The sequence below is a fragment of the Lacimicrobium alkaliphilum genome, assembly GCF_002591895.1.
In the GTDB taxonomy this organism is placed as follows: Bacteria; Pseudomonadota; Gammaproteobacteria; order Enterobacterales; family Alteromonadaceae; genus Lacimicrobium; species Lacimicrobium alkaliphilum.
In genome coordinates this window covers 153,396-169,469 of the sequence record NZ_NISX01000001.1, presented here as the reverse complement: position 1 = coordinate 169,469, position 16,074 = coordinate 153,396, and the positions used below count along the sequence as shown (strand labels likewise).

At 49.7% G+C, this 16,074-nt stretch carries 14 protein-coding genes; 13 read left to right on the top strand and 1 reads right to left on the bottom strand.

Annotation, left to right across the window (positions count from 1 at the left end):
* Window positions 1–212: 212 nt before the first annotated feature.
* From CDA54_RS00745 to CDA54_RS00690, 12 genes are all read left to right on the top strand, one after another.
* Window positions 213–1,436, top strand: a complete 1,224-nt coding sequence (locus tag CDA54_RS00745) for a lipopolysaccharide biosynthesis protein (protein ID WP_099033081.1) — start codon at window positions 213–215, stop codon at window positions 1,434–1,436.
* On the top strand, window positions 1,433–2,530 hold the full coding sequence (locus tag CDA54_RS00740; RefSeq protein WP_099033080.1) for a glycosyltransferase: 1,098 nt from the start codon (window positions 1,433–1,435) through the stop codon (window positions 2,528–2,530). The genes CDA54_RS00745 and CDA54_RS00740 overlap by 4 nt, the downstream gene beginning before the upstream one ends.
* Window positions 2,511–3,869: an O-antigen polysaccharide polymerase Wzy gene (gene wzy, locus CDA54_RS00735; RefSeq protein WP_099033079.1), complete on the top strand. Its 1,359-nt coding sequence runs from the start codon at window positions 2,511–2,513 to the stop codon at window positions 3,867–3,869. The genes CDA54_RS00740 and wzy overlap by 20 nt, the downstream gene beginning before the upstream one ends.
* Complete coding sequence (locus CDA54_RS00730) at window positions 3,869–5,041, top strand: glycosyltransferase family 4 protein (protein WP_099033078.1); 1,173 nt, start codon at window positions 3,869–3,871, stop codon at window positions 5,039–5,041. Before wzy ends, CDA54_RS00730 begins: the two co-directional genes overlap by 1 nt.
* Window positions 5,038–6,195, top strand: coding sequence for a glycosyltransferase family 4 protein (locus tag CDA54_RS00725; protein WP_099033077.1), 1,158 nt, complete (start codon window positions 5,038–5,040; stop codon window positions 6,193–6,195). The genes CDA54_RS00730 and CDA54_RS00725 overlap by 4 nt, the downstream gene beginning before the upstream one ends.
* The gene (locus tag CDA54_RS00720) at window positions 6,192–6,791 is read left to right on the top strand and encodes a sugar transferase (protein WP_143452240.1); all 600 of its coding nucleotides are present in this window, start codon (window positions 6,192–6,194) and stop codon (window positions 6,789–6,791) included. The genes CDA54_RS00725 and CDA54_RS00720 overlap by 4 nt, the downstream gene beginning before the upstream one ends.
* On the top strand, window positions 6,791–7,420 hold the full coding sequence (locus CDA54_RS00715) for an acetyltransferase (RefSeq protein WP_099033076.1): 630 nt from the start codon (window positions 6,791–6,793) through the stop codon (window positions 7,418–7,420). Before CDA54_RS00720 ends, CDA54_RS00715 begins: the two co-directional genes overlap by 1 nt.
* Window positions 7,421–7,498: 78 nt before the next feature.
* Entirely contained in the window at window positions 7,499–8,674 is a 1,176-nt protein-coding gene (locus tag CDA54_RS00710; protein WP_099033075.1) for a DegT/DnrJ/EryC1/StrS family aminotransferase, read from the top strand.
* Window positions 8,671–10,611, top strand: a complete 1,941-nt coding sequence (locus CDA54_RS00705; protein WP_099033074.1) for a polysaccharide biosynthesis protein — start codon at window positions 8,671–8,673, stop codon at window positions 10,609–10,611. Before CDA54_RS00710 ends, CDA54_RS00705 begins: the two co-directional genes overlap by 4 nt.
* Window positions 10,612–10,632: 21 nt before the next feature.
* On the top strand, window positions 10,633–11,811 hold the full coding sequence (locus CDA54_RS00700) for a hypothetical protein (protein WP_099033073.1): 1,179 nt from the start codon (window positions 10,633–10,635) through the stop codon (window positions 11,809–11,811).
* Window positions 11,793–12,314, top strand: coding sequence for a polysaccharide biosynthesis/export family protein (locus CDA54_RS00695; protein WP_229748051.1), 522 nt, complete (start codon window positions 11,793–11,795; stop codon window positions 12,312–12,314). The genes CDA54_RS00700 and CDA54_RS00695 overlap by 19 nt, the downstream gene beginning before the upstream one ends.
* Window positions 12,314–14,359, top strand: coding sequence for a GumC family protein (locus tag CDA54_RS00690; protein WP_099033072.1), 2,046 nt, complete (start codon window positions 12,314–12,316; stop codon window positions 14,357–14,359). Before CDA54_RS00695 ends, CDA54_RS00690 begins: the two co-directional genes overlap by 1 nt.
* Here the strand turns inward: CDA54_RS00690 and CDA54_RS00685 are convergent.
* Complete coding sequence (locus tag CDA54_RS00685) at window positions 14,356–14,928, bottom strand: hypothetical protein (RefSeq protein WP_099033071.1); 573 nt, start codon at window positions 14,926–14,928, stop codon at window positions 14,356–14,358. The genes CDA54_RS00690 and CDA54_RS00685 overlap by 4 nt on opposite strands.
* Before the next feature lie 576 nt (window positions 14,929–15,504).
* On the opposite strand from CDA54_RS00685, the gene CDA54_RS00680 reads away from it, so the two are divergent.
* Window positions 15,505–16,050, top strand: a complete 546-nt coding sequence (locus CDA54_RS00680; protein ID WP_099033070.1) for a BON domain-containing protein — start codon at window positions 15,505–15,507, stop codon at window positions 16,048–16,050.
* Window positions 16,051–16,074: the final 24 nt, after the last annotated feature.

The following is a 16,074-nucleotide window of genomic DNA, read 5'->3' as shown; positions in this document are numbered from 1 at the left end:
ACAGCTCATATAACGGCTTAACCGTCAGGTCAGGACACCTGCCCTGCGCAACCCGGTAACTACCGCAAATGCCGCCCTTACAGACTTTAACCTCCGGCCTGAATGACCCGCCAAGATTGTGTTTAACATCGGATTAACGCATCATAACCGTACAATAATGATAATAAACACAGCCAATGCCCCTGCGAACACCCCTCGCCAGAAATGCCCTGATGACTCTGTCAGCCAATATCAGCATGGCTGTCAGCAACTGGCTGTTACTGGTTATTATCGCCAAAGTCTTTGGTGATCATCAGTTAGGCGAGGTCGCCTTGTCTCTCTCTGTGCTCTCACCACTGTTTTTACTGGCCAGCTTTAAACTGCGAACCCTGCTTATTACAGATACGCAAAACGAGTATCAGATTAGCCAGTATTTTCATGCTCGCTTGCTGGCAAACAGCCTGTTGCTGCTGTTAACGCCGCTATTATGCTGGACTCTGCTAGATGGCATTAATGCCACAGTGGTACTGCTTATCGCGTTGTATAAATGGTGCGACAGCTGGTTCGAACTGACTATCAGTGTGCTGCACCGGAAAAAAGCCTTTACCAGCGCCGCTCTGTGGATTTTTGCCCGGGCACTTTGCACGGCACTGGCGTTGATTTGTGCGTTCTGGTTCGAAGATGTATTACTGACATTAACGCTGTGGGTGTCGGTGACTGCCATGTTTGCCCTGCTCAGCACCTTCAATTGTCGCAGGCAGGTCAGCACAGGATTTAATCAGACCTTCTCACTGGCCCTGTTTCAGGCTCAGGCACTGCGCCGTTCACTGTTTCTGTTCAGGAAATACCGCACCCTGAGCATGGCGCTGATGTTTTCTTCGTTGTTTATTTATCTGCCAAATCTGTTTTTGCAGCACCTGCAGGGGATCAGCGAAGCCGGCCGTTTTGCCGCAGTCAGTTATTTTCTGGTAGCGGGCAGCATGCTGATCACCAGTATTTCACAAACTGCTCAGCCCTACCTGAGCCAACTGCAGGCACAGCAACAATTCAGAACATTGTGGCTGGCGGCCTTTAAGCTGTGTCTTTCAGGGTTAGCCATCGGCTTGCTGGCACTGCTGCTGGTCTACTGGTTGGGCCCCTGGTTACTGGCGCTTATTTATCATCAGGGGATGACAGATATGAGCGCTGAGCTCAACTGGATTATGGCGGCGGCCATGGTTCGCTATGGATATATATTCCTTGGCACCACCTTAAATGCATTCAGGCTGTTTCGGGTGCAAACCCGTATTGCCCTGGCCGGCACCCTGACCGTGGCCGTGGCCTGTCTATTGCTGGTACCGGGCTCCGGCACACTGGGTGCCGCTCAGGCCATGTTTCTGGCCACCTGTGTGGAAATGATGCTGTATCTTGTCTATCTGCTGCGCCGGCACAGTCTGGCAAAAGAGGAAGTCAGATGAGTAACAAAGTGCTGCATATATTTGGTGTAATGAACCGCGGCGGCGCCGAATTACGCACCCTGGCCCTGATGCCTCAGATGCAGGCGCTGGGCTATGAGTTTCACTTCTGCGTGCTCAGCGGTCAACCCGGCACATTAGATGAAGAAATTCTCGCCCTGGGTGGAAAAATACATTACCTGAAAATCGGCCCGGGATTTTTATGGCAATTTATGGCGCTGTTAAAACAACAGCAGATTGATATCCTGCATACCCATGTTGCCCTGGTTTCAGGTTTACTGGTGCTGTTGGGGACAATGGCTGGGGTTAAAAAACGCATCAGTCATCTGCGCAGCACGCTGGATGAACGCCACCTGTCTTTTTTGCGCAGATGTCGTAATGCTGTTTTGCGCCGTAGTCTGTACAGATTCAGCACTCATGTACTCGGCGTATGTCGTGGCGCCCTGAAATGTCAGTGGAAAGACTGGCAGCAGCGACCTAAATGCCGGGTAATCTACAATGGCCTGCCCTTAACCGATATGAGTCATGAAGCGGATTTCTGGTCACAGTGGATCCCCGGTTACCGACGGCAAAGGGTAATAATAAACCTGGCACGCATGCATCCGGCCAAGAATCATTTGCGGCTGCTGTCTGTTTTTAACGCCTTCCTCAGGCAGTATGGCGAAGGGTTTTTAGTTCTTGTTGGCAAAGAAGATAAGCAGATTAAGGCTCAGATAGAAAACTATGCAGCACAAAACGGCATTACAGAACGTGTCGTTATCCTGTCTGAACAATCACAGCCTTTGCGTTTTCTGGCCCATGCCGATGCTATGCTGTTCCCCTCCTTGTGGGAAGGATTGCCGGGTTCGGTACTGGAAGCCGCCAGTGTCGGTACGCCGGTGCTGGCCTCTGCCATACCGGGCTGCACAGAAATCTCACAACAACTTCAGGCGGTTCAGACTGAATCACTGAATAGCGATGATCGGATCTGGGCAGAAAAGCTGGCCACCCTGATACAGCAGGCTGAAAACCGCCCGGCCCTGATAAATAACTTCAGGGAAAGTGACTTTTTACTGGATAAAAACCTCAGGGCGCTGCATGCAGTTTACGCTGAATAACCAATTACTGGGTAAGACCCTGGCCATCTGGTTGCTGTTGATGGCTCTGACCCTGTACCTGGCCGTTTCGTCCAGAGCGGTAGAAGTGGATCGCGATCAGCTGGAGTGGTTAGCCAGTGCGAGCTGGATTTCCTTACTTCTGGTGCTGGCGAATACTCTGCCCCGGGGTATCTGGTCCATCAGTTTTATTTTCTTTGCGTCGCTGGGAATATTCCATGCCGGGCTCATCTTCACCAGCAGTTTAGGAGCGATTACCGATGAAGATATTTTGTATCACATCGGGTTCTGGTTTTATCGTGACGAAACCACCCTAGCCATTGAACTGGTTAATCTGGCCATCCTGGGCTTTGCCCTGGGTACTCTGTTGACTTCAAGAGCCAGCTTGCCGGACTATAAAACCCGCAGCGGCAGTTTTAACCAGCGCGTATATCATTTTGGCGGCTTGTTGCTGATTGCCAGCATGCTGGGCTTTTTTGCCCTGGCTTCCTTTACCGGTGTACTGGGCTCTTACGGCGCCTATCTTGATCTGCTCAGCAAAGTGCCTCTGTTGGGGGTCATCTACGCCTACCTGTATTTTTTTATAGGTCTTGGCCTGGTTATGGTCAGCGCTACCTATCGCAAAGGCTTTACCCCCCTTTACTTTGTATTATTTGGCGTATGGGCGCTGATCGCATTCAGATTGGGATTGCGCGGCGAAGTCATGTTTCCATTGATGGTATCCGGCGCCATGTTTGGCCGCCGTAATCTGACCCTCAGTGTTCCGGTTATCATGCTGCTTTTAGTGGTCTTTCTGACCGTCACTACCATAGTTAAAAACGCCAGGATCTCCGGCGATTACACTGACATCCCCACTTTTAACCCGCTAAATGCGGTAGCAGAAATGGGTGCCAGCCTGCGCCCGGTGCAGGAAGTGATAAAATGGCAGGCAGAAGGTGACACACTGCTTTATGGCGGCAGCTACTGGGCCCCCTTTGAGCGCCAGATTGCCCTTATTGTGCCAGGTATGGCCCGTGTTCCGGCGACCAGTGACCCGAGGCTACTGAACGTGGTAGTGGCAGAGCGGGCCGGGCCTATCGGGTTTTCCCCTGTGGCCGAAGCCTATGCCAACTTTGGTAAAGGCGGTGTCGTGTTTATCATGCTGCTTTTAGGCGCACTGATGGGTAAACTGGATAATATACCGCCCTCAACACGCAAGGATATTGTTATTGGCGCCGCATTACTGCCGGTTTTTATTATGATCCGTAACAGTTTTACCCATGTTCCGGTACAGGTAATACTTGGTGTGGTTATCAGCCTGGCGGTGATTTTTCTGGCCTCAGGAAAAGGTGATCGTCACTGATGAAACTTATTGTCTGCTGTGAATACCGTTTTCTGCAAACTCCTGATGGTCAGGTCTGGACCCGCAGCGCCTTCACCAATTCGTTCTGGCAGCGTTATTTGCAGGAATTCAGCGAACTCAGCATCCTCGCCAGAGTTGAACAGGCAGAACAGGCTGAGCAAAACTGGCACAAAGTCACGGGCCCCGGAGTCAGTATCACAGCCCTGCCCTACTACCTGGGGCTGAAGGGATTAATAAAAAGCCTGCCCGCTCTGGTAAAGACGTTGTACAGAGCACTGAGAAATCAGGAAGCGCTGATTTTCAGAGTACCTTCACAAACGGCCATGCTGGCGCGTCTGATCCGGCCACAGCGCCGGTATGCCCTGGAAGTGGTAGGCGATCCTGCCGACGTATTTTCAGCTGGTATTACCGGACCGCTGCTGGACAAGCTATTGGGTCGCATCAGTGCCTGGCAGTTACGCCGTATGACGAAAAACGCGCTGGCGGTGAGTTATGTGACCCGCACCTATCTGCAGAAACGCTATCCGGCTCATCCACACACGCCTCAGGTGGCTTGTTCCAGCATATCCCTGACCCCGGAGTGGTTTGCCGATGCCCCGCGCCATTACAGCCAGCCGGTCAAAGAATTACTATTTGTCGGCTCTTTTGCCCAGCTTTATAAAGGCCAGGACGTATTGCTTCAGGCCCTGAGTATCCTCAGGCAACAGGGCACCGAATACCGCCTGACCATGGTTGGTGGCGGCGAAAAACTTACCGCCATGCAGCAACTGGCATCAGAACTGGGTGTAGACAAACAGATTCATTTCGCCGGCGAACAGCCTCACCAACAGATCTTGGGCTATATGAAAAATTGCGATGTGTTTGTGCTGCCCTCACGAACCGAGGGTTTGCCCAGAGTCATGCTTGAAGCCATGGCAACGGCAATGCCCGCCATCGGCAGCGATGCCGGCGGTATTCCCGAACTGCTCAATGAAAACAGACTTGCTCCGGCCGGAAACCCGCAAATTCTGGCCCGGCGTATTTCCGATTTATGCAGTAATCCGGCTTGTCTGACAGAGGATTCTGAGATTAACCTGGAAACTGCCAGACAGTACCGGCAGGATAAGCTTGATGGAATTCGCCAGCACTTTTACCAACAGGTAAAGCTGCAATTTTCAAGAGACAAAAGATGAAAGTACTGCACTTATTAAAAACCGCAGTAGGCGCCAAATGGGCACTGAATCAGATTAAGGAACTGGTAAAAAACGGCGTCGAGGTCCATGTAGCCATGCCACAAGGGCCAATGAATGAGGGCTACGAAAAGCTCGGGGTCAGTGTACACATCATGCAGCCTGAGTTAAGTTTTCGCCACCCAGTGCAAACCCTCAGTCGGGCCCGCGCCCTGCATCAACTGGTGGATGAACTGGTACCGGATCTGATCCACAGTCATTTCGTCAGCGCCAGTCTGCTGATGCGCCTTGCTTTAAGAAAAACCACCATTCCCAGAATTTTTCAGGTGCCTGGCCCGCTGCACCTGGAGCACAAGGTATTCCGTAATCTCGAAATTGCCAGTAGTAATAAGCAGGACAACTGGCTGGCCTCCTGCAAATGGACACAACAACGCTATATTCAAAGCGGTATTGAGCCGCAGCGCACGGGTCTTGCTTACTATGGTGTGCCCCCGGCGGTATTTACCCAACCACCACCGGGCGAACTTCGGCTCAAACAGCAACTGGGGATGCACGAAGAGGATTTACTGATCGGCATGGTAGCCTATTTTTACGCACCGAAGCGGCTGTTGGGGCAAACCCGGGGACTCAAGGGCCATGAGGATCTAATCGATGCGCTGGCATTGGTGCGAAAAGAATATCCTCAGGCGCGCTGCGTCTTTGTCGGCGGGCCATGGGAAAATGCTCAAGGTTATTACCAACAGGTTCAGGACTACGCCGCAGGCAAAGTCGGTGATGCCGCAGTGTTCCTCGGTACACGCAGCGATGTACCGCAACTCTATCCGCAGTTTGATCTGGCAGTGCATCCTTCTCATTCAGAGAATGTCGGCGGCGCGGTCGAATCGCTGTTTGCCGGGGTTCCCACTGTTACCAGTAATGTGGGCGGCTTTCCGGACCTGATTATCGAAGGGCAGACCGGCTATTTATGTCCGCCAAAAGACCCGCCGGCGCTGGCGGCAAAGATCATTCAGGCCTGGCAACACACCGACGAGAGGCAAAGGCGCGCAGAGGCCGGGCTCAAACAGGTCACAGAACTGATGAATATCGAGCATAATGCCGTCCAGGTGCTGGATTTTTACCGCCATGTGCTCCAACAGCAAAGCAGGGACAAGGCATGATAAAGAGGTTAATGGATATCAGCGTCGCCCTGCTGGGTCTGATTCTGCTCAGCCCGCTGTTGTTGCTGTTGATGCTGCTGGTGCGGCTTCGCCTTGGCTCACCGGTCTTTTTCACCCAGCAACGCCCGGGTCTGAACGGCAAACCTTTTTATATGATTAAGTTTCGCAGCATGACAGATAAAAAGGATGAACATGGTCAGTTGCTGGCCGATGAAAAAAGACTGACCCGGTTCGGCCGGCTGCTCAGAGCCAGTAGCCTGGACGAGTTACCCGAACTGTGGAATGTGCTCAAAGGCGATATGAGCCTGGTCGGACCCAGGCCACTGCTGATGGAGTACCTGCCCCGGTATTCGGCTGCCCAGTATCGCCGCCACGAAGTTCGGCCGGGTATCACCGGCTGGGCGCAGGTCAATGGCCGCAATGCCCTGAGCTGGGAAGAGAAATTTAAACTGGATGTCTGGTATGTGGATAATCATACCCTGTGGATGGATATACGCATCCTGTTTCTTACCCTTTTTAAAGTTATTCAGCGAAAAGGAATTAACCATAAAGATCGCGCAACCATGGAAAAGTTCACAGGTAAAAAGGAGACATAATGCGATTAATCATTCTCGGTGCCGGAGGCCATGGCAAAGTAGTCGCAGAATGCGCCAGCCTTACACAACAGTTTTCTGCGATCCAGTTTCTTGATGACGAGTACGAAAGTCTCACAGATTACCCCTGGGAAGTTGTCGATTTATTAGACAATTTTGCACTATATAAGAACCCGGATACGGTATTCTTTGTCGCCATGGGCAATAACAGGTTACGTTCACAGTGGCAGAATATCCTCAATAACTCCGGGGCCCGAATAACCAGTCTGTGCCATCCGCAGGCATTGATAAGCTCTCACAGTCAGTTGGGAACTGGCAGCCTGATATGCGCAGGGGCGATCGTTAATCCGTTTACCCGCATTGGAAATGGTTGTATTGTTAACACCGGTGCGATAGTTGAACACGATTGTGCGATGAATGATTTTGTTCACGTTGCACCGGGATGTGTTGTTGCAGGTAATGTAAGTATTGGAGAAGGAAGTTTCCTCGGGGCCGGAACCAACGTGATTCCGGGCATCACTCTGGGCTCATGGGTTCAGACCGGAGCCGGCACTACAGTCATCAGTGACATTCGCGCTAACAGCCTTGCTGTGGGAGTTCCCGCTGTCGTGATCAAATCTACAGGGCCGTGACAAGAACACTGACTAACGAATTTTTACAAGCATAATCATCAGAGCAGAATAACAACAATAATAAAAGAGGATGCCACTATGCTCAACGGGCCTTTTTCGCCCTGGCCTTGCTATACCGATGAGGAAAAGCAGGCCGTACTGTCGGTACTGGACTCTAACAGGGTCAATTACTGGACTGGCAATGAAGCACGCAAGTTCGAACAGGAATTTGCCCGCTACTGTAAAACAGAGCATGCCATAGCCCTGGCAAATGGTACCGTTGCTTTAGATCTTTGTTTCAGTGTACTGAATCTGCCCAGAGGCAGCGAGGTGATTGTCACTTCACGTACTTTTATTGCCTCGGTTTCTTCTATAGTGCTTAGCGGCCTGGTACCCGTGTTCGCCGATATCAGTCCTGATTCTCAAAATATCAGTGCACAAACCATTGCCCCGTTAATTACAAAAAATACTGCTGCTATTCTGTGCGTCCATCTTGCCGGATGGCCTTGTGAAATGGACGAAATAAATGTCCTTGCCAGGCAACATGATTTGTACGTCGTTGAGGATTGTGCGCAGGCCCATGGTGCCAGTTATAAAGGTAAACCTGTTGGTGGCCTTGGCCATATTGCTGCCTGGTCATTTTGTCAGGATAAAATCATGACCACGGCCGGTGAAGGCGGCATGCTTACAACGAACGATACACAGTTATGGGAAAAGGCGTGGGCGTTCAAAGATCATGGTAAGTCTTATCAGTCAGTTTATGAGAAGAGTCATCCCCCGGGTTTTCGTTGGTTACATGAGTCGTTCGGTACAAACTGGCGGATGACGGAAATTCAGTCCACTGTGGGCCGTATTCAGCTTCGGCGCATGCCTGACTGGCATCAGCAGCGAGAAAACAACGCCCATTGTCTGCAAAGTGTGGCCGCGTCTCTGCCCGGATTACGTGTACCGTCGATACCCAGGCATATCCAGCATGCCTGGTATAAGTGCTATGTCTTTGTAGAACCAGAAAAACTTGCACCCGACTGGAACAGGGATCGCATCATCAGCCGCCTCAATGAGATGGGCGTGCCTTGTTTCAGTGGCAGTTGCTCTGAGGTGTATCGGGAAAAAGCATTCGATAACACAACATGGCGCCCGGCTCAGCCGTTGAAGTATGCCAGCGAACTCGGTAGTACCAGCTTAATGTTTCTGGTTCATCCCGGTATTACTCAGGCCGAGATAGAAAAGAGTTGTGAGTCACTCGCACAGGTTATGAGTGAGGCGGTGTTATGAAATACCTGCTCGTTCTGAACCGATTATTTGCATTACACAACCGCACTAAAATGATAATCACACTGAGCTGGGATACTCTTGTACTGCTGCTGGCTTTTTTGGGTAGTTACTGGATTCGGCTTGGCATTGAGACGGATGTATTGGGTTATCCTGAAATTTCTCTCGGTGCCACGGTGTTGGTCTTTCATCTGTCGTTACTGGTGTTCGTCGGTAACTATCGGCATATGGTCAGACATCTGAGCCAACATGGTGTACTGATGTCGTTAGTGGTGAATGTACTGGCAAGCTGTTATCTGTATTTTGCCCGTTGGCCACTGGATGCGTTTGTACCTAACAGTATGCCAATTATTTATTTCGTGCTGACCAGTGTCGGCATTTTGGGTCCGCGTATTCTGGTTATGCTATCAGTACAGAGTCAGAATTTCAGATTAAGAAAAAAATGCCTGATATACGGTGCAGGAGAAACAGGTCGTGCCCTGGCCCTGTCGCTGCGCCAGGGCTCCGATATAGTGCCGGTAGCCTTTATAGATGATAAGAGCTGTTATCAGGGTAAAACCATTTTGGGTCTGGATGTCTACGCCAAAAATACAATTCCGGAATTGGTCGAGTGCTACAGCATCAGTAAAATGCTTCTCGCTGTGAGTGATTCAGGCCCGGACAGATACCGTGAGTTATTAACTGAACTCGAACCCTTTGCCATAGAGTTACTCAGCGTACCCGATGTAAAAGATGTGCTCTATGGCCGTAAAAAAATCAACGAACTCAGAGAAGTCAGCATCGAAGAGCTGTTAGGACGCGATCCGGTTCCCCCGAAACCACGGCTGATGCGGCCTGACATTCGTGGGAAACGGGTCATGGTAACAGGTGCCGGCGGCTCTATTGGTAGTGAATTGTGCCGCCAGATTGCTGCGGAAAAACCCACAATGCTACTTTTACTGGAATTGTCTGAGTATAACCTTTACCAGGTTGAAGCTGAGTTAACCCGTGCCTTTCCTGACCTGATCATTGAAGCCTTACTAGGTGATGTAAAAGATGAACAGCGGATACGCCATTTGTTGTCACAATACCAGATCAATACTATTTATCACGCTGCCGCCTACAAACATGTTCCTATCGTCGAGCATAATTTACTTGCCGGTGTTCAGAACAACGTTATAGGCACAGCGACAATGGCGCGACTGGCAGCAGAACGCGGTATTGAAAAATTTGTCCTTGTTTCCACCGACAAGGCTGTGCGCCCGACAAATATTATGGGCGCGTCCAAACGTATGGCTGAGCTTTGCGTTCAGGCTATGCAGGAAATGTCCGGCGATACCCGTTTTGCCATTGTACGCTTTGGTAATGTATTGGGTTCATCCGGCTCCGTGGTTCCGCTGTTTAAACAGCAAATCACAGCGGGCGGGCCACTTACCGTTACCCACCCTGAAGTGGTTCGTTATTTTATGACGATTCCGGAAGCGGCACAGCTCGTTATCCAGGCCGGTGCAATGGGCAAAAAAGGAGAAGTTTTTGTACTGGATATGGGTGAGCCGGTAAAAATAGCTGATATGGCCCATAAAATGGCCCACCTTATGGGTCGCAGTATTCGCAGTGAATGCAAGCCAGATGGTGATATTGAAATTCAATATACCGGCTTACGCCCCGGTGAAAAACTCTACGAAGAATTGTTGACCGGCGAGACCAGTGGCAAAACCCCCCATCCGAGAATCATGAGCGAGGCCGAACAATGGCTGCCACTGACAGAAATTCATCTGTTACTGGATAAACTCAGCATAGCGATTCATAACAACGATGAGCAAACAGCAACTGAGTTGCTGCTTAATGCGCCACTGGCCTATAAGCCAGCAGAACATTCCGGTATTAACAAAAAAACAATGGCGAACCCTATAGGTAATGCCGATAACAAGCCCTTAACGTCAAAGTTGGCGTTCACCTGAGAAGAACAACAAGGCAAGGTGATGCAAAAATCATTGATAATAGCATCGACGGTATGGCTTCTGCCGTTCGTTTGCTCGGCACAAAGCTACACACAATATGACAAAAACAGTGAAAAGCTGGTAATGAGTAATGCACTGTTAGCCACAGACAATATTAACCCTGTGATTGATCACAAAACGTCTGCATTAGGCTGGCAACTCGATGCCAATGGCGAATTGGTTAATCTGAACAGAGCGCTGCAACTCAAACTGGACTATAACGCCAGATTTAATCAGTGGCAGCAACAACCGGATGCAGTGCTTGAAGATAGCAGCTTTTTACAGGCTGGTATCGAGGGCCATGGTCGTTTATTTCTGAGTGGCAACTGGCAGCTGAATGGCTCGGCAGGTTATCAGTATAATAATCACATGCCAGGTAGTGGACTTTCCAGGCTCAGAAAAAACATTATCGCCACAGATACTCGCCATTACAGCCATGCGCAACTCGGCGCGAGTTATGGTCACGAGGCCAGCAATCGCAGAATAACGTTAAATTATCATCGCGGCTCTGTCCGCTACTCTGATGATAATGACTACAGCTCTGAATTTGAGTTAGACCAGTCCACGATCAGTGCTGAAATAGCTTTTCGCTTATCAGCCGCCACCAACCTGATATTTGAAGTAGAGCATCAGCAAGATGACTATCTCTCAGTCAGACGTTCTGACAGTGATAAAACCAGACTCCTGGCCGGTTTTGAATGGGATTATTCCGGACTGACCCGCATAAGAGCCCTGGCCGGTGGCTACAAACGCACTATCGACCAGCAGGCAGATAACAATGGCAGTGCCTGGCAAGTGGCCCTGCATTACAGCCCCAGAAAAGACACAGGCATTCGTATTGAATCGTCACAAGACTCTATCGCCGGTGACAGTGAACTGGCTACAGACAGTCGTATGCGGCGGATGTTGTTAGAGCTGACTTACCAGTACAGTGAACTGTGGCAATGGGGGATGCTGGTAAGTGCTGCCGAGACCCGATTCGATGAACCCCAGTCTGTACGTTATCTGGATGAAGTCCTCGCCAGAGTGTGGGTCAAACTTGCACTAAAACAACATCATCACTTTCGTCTCTCTTTGCAACACTCAGAAAATGAGCTCAGCACTGGCGCACTGGACTTCCAGCAAGCTCAGATAACGGCATCATGGCAGTACAGGTTCTGATTCGCGCCCTGCTGTTGGGGAGTTTAATTGTATCCTTTGCGTCGATGGCGAATGACGATCGCTATCAGATTGGTGCAGGTGATACGCTGTCGATCCGTGTTTTCGAAGAACCGGAATTGGCGATCCGCGCCATGGTACCGGAATCCGGTCGTATCCAGTTTCCTCTCATTGGCCAGATTCTGGTTCTGAATAACACCCCGGGGGAAGTTGCAGATCAGGTTACAAAGGCCTTGTTGGACGGGTATCTGGTCAAGCCTGAAGTGACCGTAACCATAGAATCCTACCGCCCGATCTTTATTAAAGGAGCAGTAAACCGTTCTGGTCGTCATGAATTTCTGTTTGATTTGGATGTAGAGCAAGCCATCGCCATTGCTGGTGGACTGACAGACAGAGCATCAGGGGAAAAGTGGTTTATTGTTCGCGATGCAGAGAAAATAAAAGTCACAGCTAAAACGCCGGTAATGCCCGGTGATGTGATCATTGTTGAAGAGAGTATCTTTTAATGATCCAGGGGGACCATACACAGGAGCAAAATACGCCAGCAGCTAATGGTTTCAGTGCCGGCCAGTTAGTATTGTTCATGTGGAACAGAAAATGGCGAATTCTGTTGATGACAATATTGATTACTGCCCTGCTTGGTTATTTTATACTGCAATTGCCTAAAGTGTATCAGGCTTCCAGCACCTTATTACTTGGTGGCGCAGATAAAGGTATGCCTCTGAGTGGCATAAATCTTTTGCCTAATGCCAAAGATGCCAAAATGGAAACCTATATTGAGTTTATGCACTCAAGGGCTTTTACGCAGATACTGATTGACGATCTTGAGCTTAAGCAGGCGTCAGAATATACCGGTACTGACGCCGATATACTGCGGCGCTTCCAGACCAACCTGAGTATCAATCAGGTACGTAATACCGATATGCTCAAAGTCAGTTTCGCCTCTTATTCACCTGAGCTTGCACAACGGGTCGCCAACAGCATAGGCCCGGCATTTTTTGAGTTTCACGCCAAACTGCAACAACAAAAAGTGCTCAACAGCTCAGAACGACTGAATATTCAGTTAGTCGAAATACAGGCCAGACTCTCGGAAACCGAACAAAACTACCAGCAATATCTGGATCGCAACCATATAGTAGACTTAAGAGCACAGATATCGATGTTGCAGGATCAGGTAAGTGAATTGGTCAGGGAACAACTTAAACAACAACAACAACTTTCAGAAGCACGTATTCACCTGACACAAATCGAATCGGCAGGTGATAATTATCAGGCTATTTTAAGCCACCCCTGGGTAACCAAGAGCGCCCAGGTCGAGCAATCACGGCGCCATTATCTGGCCCAGAGTAATGCGATGGCTCAGGTCAGTCAGCGGTATAAATACAAGCACCCTAAGTACCAAAGAGCGTCCAGAAATATGGAAGATGCCAGGGATGAACTGTACAAACGCATTGATGAACAGGTTACTGCACTGAGTCAGTTTATCCAGGCCGTTGAGGCCCGGGACCAGGAGCTCAGTGAGGAGATCAACAACCATAAAAGCGCCATCCGGGAGCTGGGAGAACATCAGTTAACCATGGCCAGACTCGAGCAGGAAATGACCGGCACTCAGAAAATTCACGAAGCCTTTATGTCCAAACTTCAGGAAATGGAAATGCTGAAAGACATGGGTGACAACAAAGAGTTTGCCGTGGTCGACCAGGCGCAACTCCCTGATGTTCCGAGCAAGCCCAACACCCGTAGTTTACTTTTTTTCGCTGGCTGTTTTGCCCTGGTTTTTAGCAGTGGATTCTGGTTTGTGCTTTCACTGATCGGCGATCACCGTGCTCGTTTAATGCAGGAAGTTAAATTACTGGACCTGCCAGTACTGTCGATGCTGCCCAGACTGGGAAAAGCGCACAGAAAGCGTAAGTCGAGACCACTCAGAGGTCTTCTTGGAGAAACGGACTATCATTACTCTGAAGGTATAAGGGCACTTCGTACTTCAATTCTGATCAATCATAATCTTCCAAAAACAAGCATTATAGCCATAACCTCAGTAAAAGCCGGACAGGGGAAAGCAAGTATTGTCAGCAATCTGGCAGATTCACTCAGTAACATTGAGCCTGTGCTGCTAGCAGACATCGATCTTCGCGCTCCTTCCATGGCCAGGGCATACAATCTGGAGCAAGGTCAGCCAGGTTTGACAGAGTTTTTTGATGGTCATGAAAAAATTAGCAATTGCCTCTACCGGCGCAATAATAACAGGCTAACTCTACTGCCCTCTGGTTCTATACCGTCAGACCCTCTTGCGCTGATCTCCACCAACAGGTTCCGTGATTTTTTACGCCGTCTGAACAGCAAGTTTCCGCGAATATTGATGGAAGCCCCGCCCGTGCAATCAGTTAGTGATGCGCTGATCCTCTCGCGCTTAGCAGATGGCGTTATCGTGGTCTGTGATATGGAAAACACCCAAAGCGGTGAGCTGACTGAAATGGTGCAAAATCTACGCGAAACCAATACCCTGCTGCTGGGTGTGGTACTAAATAAAGTAAAAAAACTGCCCGGCTAGGTATTCGCATCCATTTCCTCAAGTGTGTTCGTCATTGAGGCCAGACAAGTTTCACACATCCCGTGCGTCAGTTGTGGCAACCGTTCCAGTTCAAAAAGCCGCAGGCGCTCCGATGCGTCCTCGACTTCCACCCAGTCATTGGAATCATATCCTACATTCATCCGGTTACACCACGCACACACCCGAAGCTGTTCAGATGATCGCGTTATCTTTCTCGACAATAAGGCCATAGGCTCGCGGTCTTCCTCACGCACAAGCTGAGTCTCGAATTCCACTGCCCCGTCTGATCCCGACCGGATCGTCATTTCAAGAAGCCGCCGACACGCAGGACCATCACACCGGAGGGTAAACCTTGCCAATTTCCCTTGTCGGACGCGGGAAACAATCTGCTGATAAAGTCTGGAAGTCGTTGTATCGGAGATGTAATCCCAGAGTGACTGGCCGAGAATAGTCGGCCGCATCAGATCGGCTCCGTCGTTTACCTCAGCAAACTGGCACCACCCCTCGTCCACCAGGCAAATTTTATCCTCAGCGTCTATCGTATATCTGACGATCGAATCGTTACTCATAGTGCCTCCGGTTGGACGTGCAATCCCTCTGCCTGTGAACAGTTAAATGACGCAAAACCCAGGAACTCTGTATTGATCATCAATACTGAACTATTGCAGCTTTATACCAATCTGCATAGATAATTGACCAATCAGCGAAACTAAAAGATTTTCTGGCAAGGTATGCTCCCGCAGATCTGGTGGGGCTTAATCAAAGCAGTTGAACCCAGCCAGAGGCCTTCAGCCTTGCCAGGAAGGAGCGGCCAGGCACATAGACCGCCCTCCACCGACCTGTTGATGCCCCTGACAGCACTTCTCTCAGTAACCCTTGTATAGCATGTCTCTTTCTGACGACAGCCGGATTAAACCATCAATAATACTTGCAGCAGGTTGTACGGCATACACCACAAACCTTGGAGCAAAGTTAACTGTATTGGGTAGCGAGTTATGCCCTGTCCTATCAAATAACTGTTGTCATATAGCGACAGAATTAAAACGCAAAAAATGTTTTTTATATAAATATCAACAAGATAAAACCTGGCATCATTCTCGCATCAGTCAGGTTGAGTTAATTGACCCCAACATAAGGAGATCATCATGAAACTCACAACAACACTGATTGCACTGAGCCTGTTTACCGCACCGGTGGCCCTTGCAGATAATAACTGGGAAGACAAAAGCAGAGATGCCTGGCTGGACGGAAAGGCAGAAACCACCCTGCTACTGAATTCGAACCTGAATTCATTTGATATTGATACGGATGTCAAAAATGGTGTGGTAACGCTCTCAGGTAAAGTGGAGAGTGAGGTCGATAAGGCACTGGCCTCTGAGCTGGTAGCAAGCCTTGAGGGTGTAAAAGAGGTTGATAATAAGCTGGAAGTGGCTGCTGACGAAGAAGAGCAAAGCAGCGAAGTGGTTCAGACGCTCACCGATTCCAAGGTGGCTACCGTAGTCAAAACCCGCCTGTTGTTTGAATCGGAAGTATCAGGCTCGGCAATCAATGTCGATGCCAACAAGGGTGAAGTGACACTTGAAGGTGAAGTCAGCAGTGAAGCTGAACGGGATCTGGCGATTACCATCGCTGAAAATACCAGCGACGTCAAAAAGGTCACCGACAAGCTGAAGGTAACCAGCAAATCATGACCGCTAAAGAGCCTGTTCAACGCA